The following is a 17,623-nucleotide window of genomic DNA, read 5'->3' as shown; positions in this document are numbered from 1 at the left end:
GGTGGTCAACAGGCCCGGATACCGGCTGCCGCCCATCCAGCCCGACCAGGTCACGGGCCCGGCCGTGGCAGGCCCTCGCCTCCATGTCTCGGTCCAGTTCGTGGACAGCGCCGAGGAGGCCCACGGCACGGTGACCGTACGGCGCGGACTGCCCGACTCCGGGCGGGCCATGGTCCAGGACGTGTGGTTCACCGGTGTGCACCCCGCCGCGTACGTCCACGAGTTCGTCCACGGCCTCGGTGTCCTCGATGACCGGCCCGCGCCGGAGACCCTCCTCACCCCCGGCGGACGCGGCGAACAGGTGGTGCCCGAGGGCCTGTCCAGCGTGATGGGGCCCCTGAGCGGCGATACCCTGCCGGGCGAGCTCTTCCTCACGCCGGACCACCTGCGCCAGATCGTGGAGGTCCTCTCGCCGTACGTCCACTCCGGCGGCCGGGCCCCCGGCCGCGCGCGGGAGGAGGCGGCCGTACAGCGGAACCTGGACGTCGCGCCTGCCCTGCCTTCCGGTTGGCAAGCGCGCTATCCCGTGCTGCACCGAGGCCGCGGTGTCGGCGGTGAGGCCATGGCGGTTGCCGTCCATCCCGCGGACGACCCGCAACAGGTCGCGGGATCCCGAGCCCAGGACCCGCTGCCCCGGGCCCAGGACGCCTGGCGGCGGCTGAGTGCCGTACACGACGAGCAGGAGCGGGCGGGCAGCCCCCACCCGGCACGGCGCCAGGATCTGGACCGGCGCATCGCGGACGCGCGTGCCCTCCTCGCTACGTCCGGCCTGTACGCGTCCCATTTCCTCACCGGATCCCAGCAGGCTCTGGAGCGAGGCGCGAAGCAGCGCGAGAAGCTGACGAAGAGCCTGGCGAAGACCGTAGCGCGCGCGGAGACGAAGGCCGCTTCCCACGCCCGGTTCGCCGGCCGTCTCGCCGACCTGCGCGGATTCCATCAGCGCCTGCTCGACGAGACGGCCGCGATCCGCACCGAGTTGGACCGCCGCGCCGAGACCGCACGCGGAAACCAACAGATGGTCCCCGGGGCCAGGGAGATCGAACTCGCCCACTTCCTGGCGATGGACGAGGCGGTGGCGGAACGTGAGCTGGACCGCCGTACCGCCGCCCTCACCAACGAGCTCGGCCGGGTCGACACCATGCGGTCGAAGGAACGGGCCTGGGCCGCCGGGTACACGGACATGCTGCGGCGCCAGATGGAGAACGTGGAGGCGGACCGCGGCCTGCTGCGGGCGGTGCGTTCCAGGGGCGGCGTGCGCGACCTCACCGATGCGCAGCGGACGGCCGTCGTGCTGGTCGAGCGCCGGGCGCGGCAGCTGGCCGGGCGCGATCGCGCGATCCTCGCGCAACACCTGGCGGACGGCGACTGGGCGTGGGCCGCCGGCTATCCGGCGAGGGGCAAAGAACTGGACCAGCTGCTCAACCGGGTGCACGACCATCTGCGCGGCCGGATGGACGTGGTGACCAACTTCGATCTGAAGCGCCGGGTCGGCAGCGGCACCCTCCTCGAGGCGCTCATGGGCGACAAGGAGGGCAGGTTCCGCAACTACTGGGAGACCAAGGTCTCACAGGCCCAGGCGAACCCGGCGATGCGCGGCGCCCGTGAGGAGAACATGGGGTACGCCGCACTCCTTGCCCGCGATACCTCCCGCGACGGCACGTTCCAGACCGCGACCCCGGACGCCCTCCTGGACCGGTTCACCCCCTCCGACGAGGGCAGGCGGCAGCTGCCCAAGTACGCGGCCCTGGTCTCCCGTCTCCAGGAGGGCGGTGCGACCGGGTACGGGAACGCCGTTTTCCACTGGAAGCCGGAGGTCGCGTCGCGGATCACCCTCACCCCGCGCGACAGCTGGTCGCCCGGCGCACAAGGTGCCCGCGGCCTCACCAGCCCGGACCACCTGTTCCCGCTGCTGGCACACGGGGACGAGGACCCGGTCAGGCTCGCCTTCGCGGAAGCGACGGACTTCGTCCACGACCCGGAGCTCAAGGAGCTGATCGGCAACGGCACGTTCCAACCGCACGGCTACTTCGAGGCGCAGATCCACGGGGACCTCTCCTGGGCGGACGTCGACCGGATCGTGCTGCGCCACTCGGGCGAGGACGGGGACGGGGATGGGGCGGTTCGGGCCGGCCAACAGCTTCGGGATTTCGCCGAGCTGAACGGCTACGACTTCGGGGTGCGTCTGTCGCGGATCGGCGCGGAGCACGACCAGCCCGTTCCGGCGGACGAGCGGGACGATTCGGGAGAGCTGTCCCGGCAGCAGCAGGAGGAGCGCGGGCAGCAGGAGCGGCAGGAGGACCACCCGGAGCTCCCGCGGCTCCGCCTGCCGTCGGTCTCCCGAGGGCCGCTCGGGATGATCTGGGAAGAGCCCGAGCCGGGCGAGAGCGAGTCGTCGGACCACGAGCAGGACCAGGACCGGGCGACGGAGACCCTGGAGGCGACGGCGGCGAGGGAGCGGACCGTTCCCGTTCCCGTTCCTGCGGCTCTCGTGGCACCTGCCGTGGACGCCGCCCGCCCCGCGGGGGCCGTACCCGTCGAGCGGCTGCTCGGAGAGTCGTGGACGGCGCGTGACGCCGACCGCCCCTTCAGCCTCTGGCTCCCCGGCTCGGATGCGCGGAGCCTGGACCGGGACCCGGCCACGCTTGCCGCGCTGTCGACGCTCGTGCCGGAGAACGCCGTGCTCGTCTTCGGTGAGGTACGCGACGGCGTGCTGGTCGCCGGTGGCCGGCCCGTGACGGTGGCGGGTCTGGCGAGTCTGATCACCGCCGCGGCACCGGGTCGGGTGCCGATCCTGACGATGCCGGGAGCGGACTTGCTCGCGGCATCGCTCTCCGGGGTGCTGGAGTTGCCGGTCATCGCCAGCCACTACGGCATGCGCCTCGATCCCGCGGCCGGCACGATGGGCGAGGCCGAGGCTCCCGTGGGCAGCGAACGGGGAACCGGGTTCCGGCTCTTCGACGAGGACCACACCGACGGCGTGGAGGTCGTCGCGCAGCGGCAGACCACCCCGTGGGCCCCGGCGACGGCCCAGGCACCGATCGCGACGACTACGGACAACGCGGATGAGGGCCAGGAGCCGCGCCAGACGCAGCCCGGGTCCCAGGAGCAGTGGTCCGGGCCGGCGCTGGGCGAGCCGGTCGACGCCGATCCGATGGTCAGGTCCATCGGCGTGCCGAGGGCGGGGCTGCCCTATCTGACCGAGGTGATACGCCAACTGCGAGCCATGGTCGAGGAGTCCGGACAGACCGTCACCGAGGCCCACTGGGACCGGCTGCCGCAACGTCTGCTGAGCAACTACCGCTATATGGTGCCGGGCGAGGGCGATCCCGCGAGCAGCGGTCTGATGGTGCCGCTGGGCAAGGTCGAGGCGCTCGTCACGCTCGACCCGCGGGACCCGCGCCCGGTCCACCACGCCGCGGGGTCGTACGAGCGTCCGGCACTCCAGGAGGCCGAGTCCCGGAGGCCCACGCCCACGCCCGCGTCGGCGTCGGCGTCGGCGTCGGCGTCGGCGCAGGAGACACCCGAGAGCACCGGGCCGGTCGGCCTGGTGCCGGACCGCGCCGCCGGACCCGAGCGCTTCCACGCCAACGAGACCATCAACGCCTCGTACCTGACGGGCGCGCAGGTCCAGTCCCACGCGGGCCCGACGGGTGCGACACGCGGTGGTATCTCGATGTCGGTCGGGATCGGTGTCAGCCCCGGTGTGCTGGAGGTCGTCAGGCTCTTCGCCGGTGTCTCGGGCGCGGCCAACTCCTCCTACCGGTCGACCAACAAGATCGGGGACGCCGAGGGCGGGCACGTCGAGGACACCAGGGCCGACTCCACGATGATCGCGTACCGCCCCGACTGGTCCCTGCGCATCCGTACGGACGCGGAGCGGAGCTGGGACTCGATCGCGCCCACCGCGGTGAGGACGGAGGGGGACCAGCGGCTGCTGCTGTATGTGCCGGACCACTACCTCGAAGAGGCCCCGGGCCAGATCACTGCCACCGGCACCGGCAACCTCGAGCACCGGCTGCCCCCGGTGCACTACGCCTCGGGTCTGACCAACCTGCCCGCCCTCTTCGACCACATCGTCGCGGCGCTGCGCAAGGAGGGGCTCAAGCTGCCCCTCGGCAGCGTGCCCCGCGACGAGTTGCTCCAGAAGCTGTGGAACCTCGACGCGCACCTGGACGAGGCCGTGGGCAATCAGCGTGGCTATCCGCTCACCCTCCACACCAAGTTCGGCAGGCCGATCGCGTCCGTGGAACTGCACTCGGTGCGTGCCTCGCGCGGTACCCGGGTCGGTTCGACAAGCAGCGACGCCCATGTGGAGAACGTCAGGACGGCGATCGACGGAACGGGCGGTGGCCACACGGTCAACAACTCCACCACGGTCACCCTGCCGGGCGCGGAGTTCGACATGGCGCCGGTGCCGTTCAAGAACCCCGACCTGGGACTGGGTGTCAGCGCGTCACTCTCCATGACCTGGGGCAACTCCGACGGCATCAGCGCCGGGCGCACCGGCCTGTGGGTCGTGGTGCCGCGGTACGCGGGCTTCACCGCCGCGTACCGCGTGGAGTTCACGCACAGCGCCGTGGTCGCGGTCCGCGGCGGGGACGCGGTCAGGACCCCCTCGGTGTCGGGCCGGGCGCTGGTCCGGATGCCGGAGCCGGATGCCTTCAAGTACGGCTTCGAGGTGGACGAGGACGCGCTGAGCGGAAACGTCATCACCCAGACCGACACTCCGCTGGTGATCACGCACAGCATCGGCGAGGCCGAGGGGGCCCCCGAGCGCACGGTGATCGTCCACGAGGGGCCGCGGGGCCGGACCGTGGAGTACGAGGCCGGCCTGCTGCGCCGGACAGGGCGGCGGCCCGGCGACCCCGAGCACCTTGATGTTCCCCCGCATGTCGCCGAGGGTCGCGGCATCGGCATGGGACTCGTCGACGTCGACGAGGAGACCGTACGCACACTGCACGACCTGGTGGAGAAGGAGCTGCAACGGCTCGGCTTCCTGCCCGAGGACACCAAGGCGCCGCTGGCCGGCAGCCACTGGTACTCGCACGGCAACAAGACCGACTCCCTGCAGGGCAACCTCGACATGCTGGAGAAGCACTTCAGTGCCCGCGGGATGGAGTCGCACTTCGACCAGATCCACCAGGGCGGCCTGGTGATCACGATGTACCGGCGCCGGGGTGTGGCGGGCACCGACCTCGACGTGGACGCGGTGAAGATCATCCTCAGGGCCAGCGGCTCCACCCTGGCCCCGCAGTTCGAGGGCTCGTCCGACGAGTTCCACACCGTCAACCTGGCCATGGGCATGGACACCGCCGGGCAGTTCAGCGGCGGCAGCAAGAAGATCGCGCTCAGCCTCCGCTTCAAGGCGCTCTTCAACCAGTTGAAGGGATCCGTCACCGGGATCGACCTGATCCGTCAGGTCGGCGCCACGGACGCGGTCTCCTACCTCAACAACCGCCCCGAACTGCTCGAGTACCCGGGCGTCGTCAATAAGCACCGGCTGTTCAGCGACTACACCGTCACGATGGAACTCCAGCACAGCGGACTTCAGGGTGAGCTGCGCAAGGGCACCCGCGACCCCCGTCCGATCGTGCTGACGGACCAGGGGGCCAGGGCATACCTGCTGCCACTCGGCGACGTCAGCCGTCCCGGTGTGACGTCCCTGGACCGCACCCCGGCCTCCGTACTCGACCGGGCCGTGATGTATTACGTCGACGCCACCGGTGTGTACGAGGCGGCGACCTCCGTGCTCGGGCCGCTGACCGGTCCACAGGGCAACGCCGACCAGGAGCTGCACTCGCTCACCAACACCATCCAGATGAAGGCGCACTTCAAGGAGATCGCCAACGGCCAGCTCACCACCGACCAGCCGTTCCGCCCCGGATGGTTCCGAGACACCTTCGGCATGGTGGACATCCGCGCCGAGCTGGGACGCGTCCAGTTCGCGGGAGCCACGCCCGACAAGTTCGTCCTCGGCATCATCATGCTTTCGCTGCTCCAGACGAACACCTCGGACACCGGGACCACCGGCCTGAAGTGGGCCCAGGCCGATATCACGGTCGGCGGTCCGACGCGTCCGGACGACCCCAGCAGTCCAGGGTTCGTCCAGGGGGGAATCGACGCCAATCGCTCCTGGCAGCGCAACGCCTCCTCCAGTGAAGGGCGTACAGGCGGCAAGGAGCTGATCCAGCTCGACTTCAACCGCGGCTACGCCTTCCGTGCGACGGTCGACTACATCGTCGCCAACCGCCTGGAGAAGCACGGCAAAATGGTCTGGGAGGCCCATGACGCCGACGAGCGGATGGTGCCGAAGCGCACGGTCGTCTTCCTGCTTTCGGAGCCCGAGGCGCTCGAACAGTACGGGCGGGGTCTCGTGCCCATCTCCGACGAGCAGCTCGCCGACGTGATGAACCGCTGGGGCACGGGCGAGGCCAGGCTCAGCGGCAACACCGTCGCCGCCGTGCTGTCCCGGTGGACCCAGGACGCGGAGGTGCTGCCGGACGACCTGCACGCGGCCCTCGACGCGGACCGCCCCGCGCTCGCGGCGACGCTTGCGCAGCTGCACGAGAACGGCGGACTGCCCATCCTGGACGACGGGATCAGGGCAGCGTTCAACGCGCGCTTCGGGCTGGCACTGCAAAGCCCGTCGAGCCGCTTCGACGACATCCGGCTCCCCGAGTACCTGACGCGTGAGGACACCGGCGGCCGGACCCTGGGCCACAGCGGCATCCACGACCTCGCTTACGAGGACGGCCGCACCACGTACGACATCGTGCGCGAGCAGGTCGAGAAGACGGCGCCGGGGCTGCTGGCCTCGGAACCTGAACTGTGGACCGCCGACGGGCGCAGGGTCGGACGGCTCCAGGGCGGTGTGAACTCTTTGCAGGCCCTGCTGGCCAAGGGCCGCGACATGGCGATGTGGGACGAGTTCCTCTCGCCCAACGGGCACGTCCTCTACCTGGTTAACCCGGTTGGCTGGGTGCTCACCGACATCGTGGAGATCAAGCTCTCCGATGTCCTCGAAGGCGCCCCCGAGATCTACGACTTCCGGCCAGGCACCGGCATCGAGGTCTACGGCCACGGCTACGTGAGAACGTCGCAGAGCACCTCCCGCGACGGCTCCCAGAGCTTCACGCCGCTGAAGTTCGGCGGCGGCGAGACAAACACCTTCCACAACAGGGGAGTCGGCTTCGGGCAGGGCGACCACAGGGGCGTGAACCGCGCCGAGAACGCCGTCACCGAGCAGACGATCTACGACTGGAACAGCTACTACCTGGCTCGGTTCCGGCACACGCTCACGGCCGAGGTCCGGCGCCTCGACATGGCGGGCCGGCCGCTGAACAACCTGCTGACGGGCTTGTACCGGGCCATGAGCGCTGATCGCTCCGCTGTGAACACGACCAGCGTGTCCGGCCTCCTCGACCTTCAGGTCCCGCGCGGCCTCGCGGAATTCCGACCCGAGTACGGACCCTCACGCGCTCGGGAGCTGCGGTCGCTGCCGTCGCTGCCGGGCGACGCGTACGTCACGGGAACGATGCTGGACGGCGGGCTGCCGGCCGCGATGAAGCTGATGAAGAAGCTTTTCGGTGACCAGGCCGACGGCGCCAGGACCCGCACCAGCCAGACTGTCCGACAGCTCATGGGCCGTACCCAGCAGACCAACCACCTACCGGAAGCTTCAGCAGGCAACCGCTACCTGCTGACCGACAAACTGCACGTGCCGGGGCACTCCTCCGACAGGGCCAAGCTGTACATGAAGGGCGATCTGTTCGCCCTCGAGGTCCTCGGCCCGGTCAAGGGCACAGGCGCGGGCCGCTACATCAAGCACCAGAGCGGCACGACAGCGAGCCAGACCTCCGACCGCTGGCGCCCGGCGACCAATGTGGGCACATCCGGCTCCGGCGTCCTCCACGAGCACAACCCGCCGACCGCGGCTGACGGCCACGACTACCCCCCGTACACCGCGGGAGGTGACTCCGGGGCATCCCGCGTCACCGGCAACAGCGTGGGTGACGCCGGGACGGAGAACTACCGGCGCGAGCAGCACGTCAAGCAGCAGGGCCCGCTGAACCTCGTACGGCTGCGCGGCCGCTACAGGCTGGAGGCAGAGCGGTACACGCGCCATCTCCTGTGGCCGACCACGCACACGAGGGGCATCGTCCGCAGCGATCCCTTCACCGGTGACGTGTACGTACAGCTCTTCCAGGCCGAGGTCGACGAGCTGCGCGCCCGCATGGAGGAGATGGAGCACGAGGCGGCCCGAGGCGACCTGGGCTGGCTGGAGCTGGAGGACGCGCGGCGGTTCGACCTCGCGACTCTGATGAGGGACGCCGCGGGGGAGCGGGCAGTGAGCGCGGTCCGCGCCCACGAGGCGGTGGCCCGCCGTATCCGGGCACAGGCGACCGACGCGCTCGACGGCGCCGTTCTCACCCTTGACACCGTCGCCCACGCAGCGAACACGTACGCCGCCGCCGTCGGATGGGCCGTCGGCGTCATGCGCGCCGACCTGGCCCTGGCGAGGGCCGGCGACTCCGATGTCGCCGTACCCGAGACCCTCACGTACTACGAGGCACAACTCGCCAGGCTGCCCTCCGTGCCGCGCTTCACCGGCTCGGTCGAACGAGCCGTCGGCTCCATCGCAAGGGCCGTCAACGAGGTCCGTGCCACGCTCAGGAACGACCCGACGCTGCCGCCGGTACAGGTCCCCGCAATGCTAGGCTTCCACGGCCTGTCCCACGATCACCTGGTCCGGGGCGTCGCGCATGAGCTCGAGGCGCACATCCGGCTGGACGTCATCGAGGCCGACGGCACGGTCCGCAGCCGCTGGGCGCAGCCTTCGGGCCATGTCTACGCCTTCGACCCCCTCGATCCCGACGCCCCGGGCGGGAACGGGCTCACCGCCCAGGAAGCCCATGATGCCTGGCTGATCAGCGAGGAGCTGCGCCGTACGGCAGAGGAGCTCGGCCTCGACGAGTCGGAGCTCGGCGAGATCTACCGGACCTCGTGGCAGCACAGGCGCAGCTTCGCCGATGCCCTGTCCGCCGAGACGGAACGCCGACTGTCGCGGCTGCGCGATACCGACCCGCAGCTGCCCGTCCTGTACCGGAACGCGCTGAGGCTGACGGACGGGGGAGAGGCGGCGACCGACGAGGTCAGGCAGGACGCGCAGTTCGCGCTCGACGGGCTGCGCGAGCTGGCCCGGGACACCGACGACGTCAGGCCGGAGCCGCTGGAAGCCCTTCTGCAGAGCGTCGGTGACCTGCTCGCCGCGGGCGCGTTCGCGCAGGAGGACATCATCACGCCTGCGGCGACCGCCTCGTCCGCCGCCGCGCACCGGTCCGGCACGCAGGTGACCGAAACGCGGGTCGACGAGACGCAGGCGACAGAGCAGGACCAGCGGCGAGAGCAAGAGGACAAGCAGCAACAGGAAGAGCGCGCAGACGGCAGGGACGTCCTGACGGAGGAGGACCGCGAGCGGGTGGGCCTCGCCTTCCGTTTGTGGCCCGAACCCCTCGCGGACGCGGTGGCGCACCTGGAGCGGACTCTGCTGGCGGCGGGCCCCGGTGCCCGCTCACTCGTGCTGCCCGAGCGCTTCGCGTACGGCGAGGGCAGGCCGTTGTACGCGGTGAACGTCCGCGGCCATGTCCGCTGGTTCGACCACCGCAGCGGCGTCCTGGTCCTTGCCCCGCAGGGGGACGTGGGGGCGGTCCGGTCGATCGACCTCGGCTCACGTGGGTCACTGCTCGACGCTCCCCCCGAACTGCTGGCGAGGGGAGCCGATGCGGCTCACTTCCCCGCGCTGGGGCTGGGCACCGACCTGTTGCGCGCGCTGGGACTCGACGGGGAGAGCAACCCCGTACGCGACCTGACGGCCACAAAAAGGACGACCGAGGACACCGTGGTCGATGACCCGGCCGATCCCTCGTACGGCGCCCCGCGGCCGACCGGCGAGCAGGACCGGGCGCTCCCGGCGAACCCGGTCACGGCGCCCGACTTCTACGCGCAGTTGCCGCACCATGCCGCCCTGGACACGGCCGCCGCGCTGATCACGGAGCCCGCTGCGGGAGCGGAGCGGCCGGTCGCCGCCCGCAACGAACTGCTCCGGCAGACCGCGCGCGTCCTCCAAGAGCCGGGGACCGCCGCACGGATCCAGGAATCCGGGGCGCGGATCCTGCTGGTGCCGCGCGGTGTACGCCCGACCGACCTGCCCGGCTACGACCACCTGCGGGACCTGAGGACACACGAACCCGACGAGGCGGCCCGGCCGGCGGATGAGTCCCGCGGTCTGACGGACGTCCAGGCACAGGTGGTGGCCGTGGCCGAAGAGAACCTGCTCGGAGCGGACACCGGGCTCGACGACGTGCCGTCGTACCCGGACGGCTACTCCAGCGTCACCCACGAACTGGCCCACCTGGTCTACTTTTGGGGTCTCACCGACGCCGAGAGGGCACAGATCGAGGCCGGTTACCGGTCCAGGCTCGCCGCGGGTCAGGACGCCGAGTGGGCCGACGGCCCACGCCGGGACGCCGCCGGGCGCCCGGTCGACAACTACGCCTCCCGCAGCGCCGCGGAGTACTTCGCCCAGACCTCCAACGCCTACCTCGGCGCGAACCACGGCCAGGACCCGTACACCGGCCTGGTACGCAACAACGGCCCCCAGTGGGTGCGCGACAACGAGCAGGCCCTGCTGCCGCTGCTGTCCCGCCTCTACGGCGAGGACCCCGCTGCGCCGGGCGGGACCAACCCGGTGGCCGCGGTCCGGGCAGAGGAGGACTTGTGGCGGGGCTACCGGGACTTCCACCTTCTCGCGGATGAGACGGCTGGGCTGCGGCCGCGTCCCGCGCTCGTCAATGAGGTCAACCTGAGGCTGCCGCAATTGGGCTGGCCGCACGGTGTGGTGGATGCGGCCAGGGTGTACGAGGAGTGGGAGAAGTTGCCGGATGCCTCGCGGAGGTCGCCGGAGCGGGCGCTGGGTGCGGAGATCGCCGGGATCATCGCGAATCACGGGAAGCCTGGGCGGGACACGCAAGTGTTCGGTGAGAACACCACGACGACTGCCGAGATCGCCCGGCCGGCGTCAGATTCTCCGGTGACAGTGGCCACCGCCGGGCAACTCAGCCGCGCGATCACGGAATTCGGCTCACGGCGTGACGGGGCCCAGGGCCTGGTGCATATCGAACCCGTTCCGCAGAAGACCGTGACCTGGCTCCAGGACCAGGTGATCCGGGAGATCGAGGGCGACCGGGGCGAGGACGCCGCATTGCGGACGGCGGTCCGTGCCACCGTCAGCGCGCGCTTCTTCAGCGCCGAGTGGTCGCGCTTGTTCAGCGAGCACGGGGTGCCGATCCAGGCCGCCTACCGTGGTCAGACGTACCAGGTGGCCCTCCGGCTGGCGCTCTCCCAGCCGAGGCAGGGCGACCCGGATATCCAGCAGATGGAGAACCCGGACGGCCCGCCGGTCAATATCCAGCGCTGGATGTTCGGCATCAGTGAGGTCGGTGACACCGAAAGCGTCGGCGATCTGCGCTCGATGAACCTCAGCTACTCGCACACCTGGCGGTTCCCGCACGCGGGCTGGTTCAAGAGGCTGACCGTCACCCCGCAGGCCAACTTCACGTACAACCAGACGACCACCAGCGTCGTGGCGACCGCGACCGTGCAACCGATGATTATGCTGCGCAGCCGCGAGCGCTCCTGGCCGTACGAGTACGTCATGAACTGGCAGATCAGGGCCACGGCCAATCTCCACCAGGCACTGACCACCGTGCTGATGGACGAGAACTGGCGCACCCAGCAGAACCCCGGGACCGAGGAGCGCCTCACTGTCTGGTTCCCCGAGCACCTGACCGACGCGGACAACGGCATCGCCGCGCGGGACGACAACGACCCCGCGAAGCGCCCCGCCCCGCTCGCGACGGTGACGGGCCAGGTTCCCCTGTTCGCCACCGAGTCCGTGCCCCACGCCGATCAGCTGCTCGCCGATGTGCTGAGCGCCTTCACACGGGACCTGGCCAATATCTCCGGGGCGTCCCTCGACGAACTGCGTCAGTTCTTCGGTGAAGGCAATGTCCGCAGCAACATGCCCCTGCTGTACAGCGGAAACCACATGTCCCCGACCCTGTACGCCGAGGACGGCTCCGTCATCGGAATGCTCCGCGTCCACGCGGATCTGCACGAGCGCCCCGGGCCGGACCATGTGGCAGGACCGCCCACCCAGAACGCCCTCCTGGATTCACACATGATGCGCTCGGTACGGCTCTCCAGCAGCGCGTCCGTCGCGAACGCGGCGGGGCTGTCCGCGGCATTCACCGTCGCTATGGCCTCGGGCGCGCCCGATCCCGTCACTCTCACCGCGCAGTTCGGATTCGCGGTGACCGGACAGGGCAGCGTCCAGCACCAGATCACGCACACGCTGAACTCCGGCGGCAGCGCCAGGACATCGCACAACCTGCGCACGGGCAATCCGCTGTTCCTGGAGAACGCCGACGCCGTGTACGACATCGCGCTGGTGCGGCCGAACGGTCCCGAGCGCGGTCCCGAGCCCGACAGCGCTCTTGCCCGGCCGGAGAAGCCCAGGTATCCGCTGATCCTGCGGGTTCCGTCCGAGGCCACAGTCTCGGGAGCGCCGGGGACCAGGCGTTATCTGCCGCCGGAGGTCCTGCACCTGCGGTCGCTCAACGTTTCCACCACCCCGCTGAGTGTGGACGGCACCCAGGACATTTTCACCGAGCTCGAGACCTGGCTGCGGGAGAAGGGCTTCCTGCCGCCCGCCGAGGGCGGGACCTCGTCCTGGTACCGGGGCCCTGTCGAGAACGCCCTGCACCTCCAGCGGCTGAACAACGTGCGCAAGCTGGAACAGATCCGTTCGGCGGCCGGCCTGCGCGGGGAGCTGGACGAGATGATCGAGGGCGGCCATGTCGTCTGGTTCGACCTGCCCACGGTGGCCGGTGGCACCCAGCGGGTTTCGGTACGCATCGCGGCCGAACGCCGCTACGTCGAGGGCGCCGAGGACGGCGGTGTCACCCACGACCATGAGCTCAAGGACGTTCGGACCCTCAACTACACAGGCTTGACGATCCCCGGCGACGAACAGTTCAACCGCAGCCCGAGGGCGTACACCTTGACCGGGCAGGGTTCCTTCACGAACCCGCTCAACGACGTGGGCGATCTGGAACTACAGGGCATCACAGGAGAAGGCAGCCTCACCCGTCAGGGGGGGGAGGTCACCGGGTCCAGCTCCGGAATCGGACACGAGATCTACACTCTCACCCCCACCGGTATCCAGCTTCTCACCGTGCCGGTCACCTACCGGACGGTGATGTCCTGGAGCCATGGCGAGACCCCGGCCCCGCGCGAGAACGACGGCTCGGTGAGCCTGGCACTGCCGACGTACCGCACGCTGACGGAGGCGAGCACCGGGGCGCGGCCGCCGCTCGCCCAGGCGCGGCCGCTCACTGCCGAGGACCAAAACGGCCCGGCGGACGCGGTGGAACTGCCCGAGACCGCGATCTTCGAGCGGGTCGAGGGAAGCACGGCCGTTCGCCAGGCCGTGAACAGCATGCTGGAGACGCTGGCCCGCGCCGTATCGGAGGCGGACGAGCAGAGCCTGCCGACCATGCCCGGCGCATACCCGCAGGAGCCATCCGGTGAGGCGCCGGCGGCGCCCGCGCGGACGGCGGAGGAGCCTGATGACGACGGTGAGCTGCCCGCCTTCCCCGGGACCTTCCGCGAGGATTCGGCCGAAACCCCGGAGCCCGTACGGGAGAACGTGCAGGGGAACGCCGAAACCTCCTCCGAAGCCGATTCCGTACGGGACGGTGACCGGGACACCAAGCGGGGCATCGCACAGGCGGACGCACCGGAGTCCTGGCTCGGCACCAACGCCCAGGTACTGGCGGACGGGCTGCAGAGCGCGGCGTCCGGAGCACTGGAGGTCGGCCTCGGCTCCTTTGGCTGGGCGACCAACCTGGCCGGCGGTGTGTGGCGGTGGAGCAAGCGGCTGGTGGTCGACGGGGACCCTCTGGCCGCCGAAAGCATCGCACAGGAGGCCATCGAAATCGGATTTTCGCCGCACCACTTGGTCAACAACGGGTTGCGGATATTCCGCGACTCTTATGTGGTGGAGGGCGTGAGCACCTCCGGCGTGTTCGAGGGCACGGACATCACGATTGAGGTCGAGGGCTATCTGACGGAGGTGAAGCCGCTGCCGGCCCCCGGGGTCATTGACTACGAGCGGTGGATTCAGTCCGTAGACGCCTCGGCACGCACGGAGAGCTACAGCCGCGGGCACGCCTACGGCTTTGGCCTCGCCAGCAGCTACAGCGACTCGTCACGTCTGGCCGTACCGTCGGGCCGTCTCCTGCACCGGCGTACCGTCACCGAGGGTGACACGGTCAACGACAATTCCGCCGCGTTCCGGGTGACCCACGAGAACGATGTCCAGGCGCACCGCTTCAGCGCCAAGGCGACGTACAAGATCACGGTACGGATGGGGCGGCGCAATGTGATCGCCACGACGCTCGCCCCCGCGCCCCCGCGCAGTGAGGCCAGGATCGTCGAACTCCCCGAGGCCGTGGAGTTCCTGCTGAACGAGAACGACCTCATCAACCACCCCGAGTTCAGGCTCGACGGCGTTCCCGAGCCGTCGGAGCCGGGCCCTCACGACCGCATGCTGCCACCGCAGTTCGTGCAGAGCGGTGGCCTGCTGGGCTTCGGATCCGTGGTCCAGGTCGACGTGGAGACACAGGCCGCGACGGACACTCCGATCGGCGGCGCACTCCTGCAGCGGACCCCGGAAACCAGTGGGGACCCGACGACGGGGATGGCCCCGGATACCGTGGCCATCCACGAAACGCCCGTCACACCGGCCGCGGAGGCCGCACAGGACGGCGACGAGAGCCCAGGGCACGACCAGCGACAGGGAGACGTCACGCCGCCGCTGACCGATGGTCAGCTGCGCAGGTCCGCCTTCCAGAATGTGATCAAGGCGAAGGTGGAGCAGGTCGCTCCGGGCGTGACCAGGCCCGGCAGCTCGGTGTACCTGCCCGGCGTGCTGTCCCGGATCAACGAGCACGGCACGTCCCTCGGCATGCGCACACTCGCCAACGCGGGCCCCGGCGGCCATACCGCCTTCCATTTCGTCTACCGCTCGTGGCTCGGCCCGATGCTGGTGGAGGTTGCGCTGAACGCTCGGCCCGCCGAGGGCCTCGACGCGGTACGCGGCCGTTTCGCGCTGAAGACGGCCGGTCTCGACACTGTGCTCGGCCACTCCAACGGCGACGGCACGACGCTGCCGAAGCCCGGAACCACTCGGCACACCCGCACCACCGTGGTCGGCAGCAGGGCCGATTTCACTCCGATGGGCCAGTTCGCCGGCCACCGGATCAGGCCGACCTTCTCCATGAACAGGGGAACCGACTACACGGAGGCGGCCACCTCCACACGTGAGGCGCGGACCTGGCAGCGCACCGTCGGCGACACGTCCGAGTTCGGTCTCCGCTACGCGTACACCGCGACCGTCAAGTCCGTCTTCCTAGACGAGGCGCTGATCGTCCGGGTGCCCCAACTGATGGCCGAAGGACTGGGCTGGGCCGGCCGTAACACCGGCCTGACGCAGCTCGCATCCGGCGCGTACGGGCTGCTGCCCGACCGGTGGCAGCAGAACCTGGGCCGGCTGTTCGACCAGCTCCCGAACCCCGTGCAGACAGTGAGCGGCGGCGTCCACGCCCGAGCGACGCTCCGTTTCAACGGCTCGGAAACCCCGCGCGAAGGCAGTGCGGCGGTGGCTCCCGCACGACGAGTCGTTCCGGCAGTCTTCACCAGCGACCCGACGCAGGCACTGACTCCTCCGGCCGACGGCATTGTCATCGACATGGAGGTGCCGGGCGACACCCGGGTGCTCCTGGGCGGCGAGTCGTGGATCCCGAAGAGGCCGTTCGCAGTCTATGAGTTCGACGCCATGCCTGAGCTGGCCCAAGCGCTGCGCGAGGTCGATTCCGCGCTCACGAGCGACCCGGAGCTGCACACCTCGACATCGGCGGAAGGCATGTTCCTCCGGCTGACCCAGCTCGCCGCCGCGGGCAGGCTCGACCTGCTGTCGCCCGCCGCCGTGGCACCGTACCTGGGACAACCAGGCAGTGGCAGGACCGAGGTCCAGGTGCGGATCTTCGCGCCGAGGAGCGAGTCGGACAGTCTGGACACCGCGATCGACCGGGTTGAGATCGCCAACGACGGAGCGTTCACCCAGGCCGACCTGACGCTGAACCCGTCCCTGACCTTCGGTGTCAGCTCCGCACTGAACAGCGCTGAGAGTAACCGTCTCGGGGCGACGCGCCCCCTGGCGGGGACCAGGGAGACCCTGGGACAGACGATGACGCAGTCCGCGCCGCGGCGCGAGATGATCCGGTTCGGCACGCCGACGGCGGGCGCCGCCAAGGGAGCGCCCGGCCATCAGGTGTGGGCGGCCGGACTGCTCAAGGTCGTCGGACCGAACGGCACATGCTGGGTGGCCGGCAACATCATCCTGCGTACGATCGAGGCGCCGCCTGGATACGGGGCACCGCTGGACGAGACGCTCCAGCAGGAGCAGCAGGAGCAGCAGGAGCAGCAGGAGCAGCAGGAGCAGCAGGGACAGCAGGGACAGCAGGGACAGCAGACGGGCGCCACACTCGGGCAGACGTCACCGGTGCGGCTGACCCCGGAACAGCAGGAGACGCGGGCGGCCCCGGCGGACAGTGGCTTCGGAACTCACTGGGCGGGCTTCACCGTGCCCCAGGTGGACGTCAACCACGGCATCACGCAGAAGAACGTGTCACGCCTGCGGAGACTGAGCGAAAAGCTCAACCTCGTCATCGAAGTACGTCCGCCCAACCCGTACTCGGCGAAGTGGCTGACAGAGGGTGCGTTTTCCAAGCCCGAGGTCGTGAAGGCGAAGTCGATCAATCCGACCGATGTCCACCTCGGAGCGGATGAGAAGAACCTGGGACTTGTCGGGTACTTCTGGCCGATCCTGCCGCAGCGCGGCGCCATGGACGAGGGCCTGTGGCATGACATCACCGCTCGCTACGACAAGCGGCTGGAGGAGTACAGGCGTCTGGCCCCGGACATGGAGGCCCTTGCCCAGCAGTACCCCGTGGTGGACGGAGTCGTGCACGGATTCGACGCGCAGGGTGCACGGCGTCCGGTCACCAGCGACAACGACATCTTCGACCTTTACACCCCGAACGGTGTCACGCTGACTCCGACCACGTACGAGCACGCCATATCCGCGATGAAGGCGGGTGGGGCGGGTGTGGAACACGGCGCGCACATGTACTGGAAGCCGGACACCGCGGAGGCGAAGAGGACATTCGACGAGATCGCTTTCAATCATCTCTCGGGCAAAGAGCCCGTGGTGGTCTTCCGCCCTGGCGCGGCGCCCGGGCTGGCGCCGATGCCGCGCAGGGGCTCCGCCGACTCGGCACAGGAGGCACACCCGGCACTCGCGCCGGAGCCGGTCGGGGAGATCCTGGCTGTCACCGACGCCCCGGTGGAGGCGCAGGAGGGCATCGATGTGGCCGCTCCTCGTCCGCCCCTCTCGGTCGAGGAACGCGTCATTGCCGAGCTGAAGGGCCTGTCAACTTGA

General features: G+C 70.0%; 1 protein-coding gene (running past one end of the window). It reads left to right on the top strand.

Going from position 1 to position 17,623, the window contains the following annotated elements; all coding sequences use genetic code 11:
• On the top strand, window positions 1–17,623 hold the 3' portion of the coding sequence (locus tag ACGFU7_RS41950; RefSeq protein ID WP_393703438.1) for a hypothetical protein. Its footprint begins 10,391 nt before the window's first position; the window shows 17,623 of its 28,014 coding nt (coding positions 10,392–28,014); its start codon lies beyond the left edge, outside the window; the stop codon is at window positions 17,621–17,623.

The sequence above is a fragment of the Streptomyces sp. NPDC048473 genome (assembly GCF_043200155.1).
Classification (GTDB): domain Bacteria; phylum Actinomycetota; class Actinomycetes; order Streptomycetales; family Streptomycetaceae; genus Streptomyces.
This window is presented reverse-complemented; position numbering and strand designations above follow the sequence as displayed.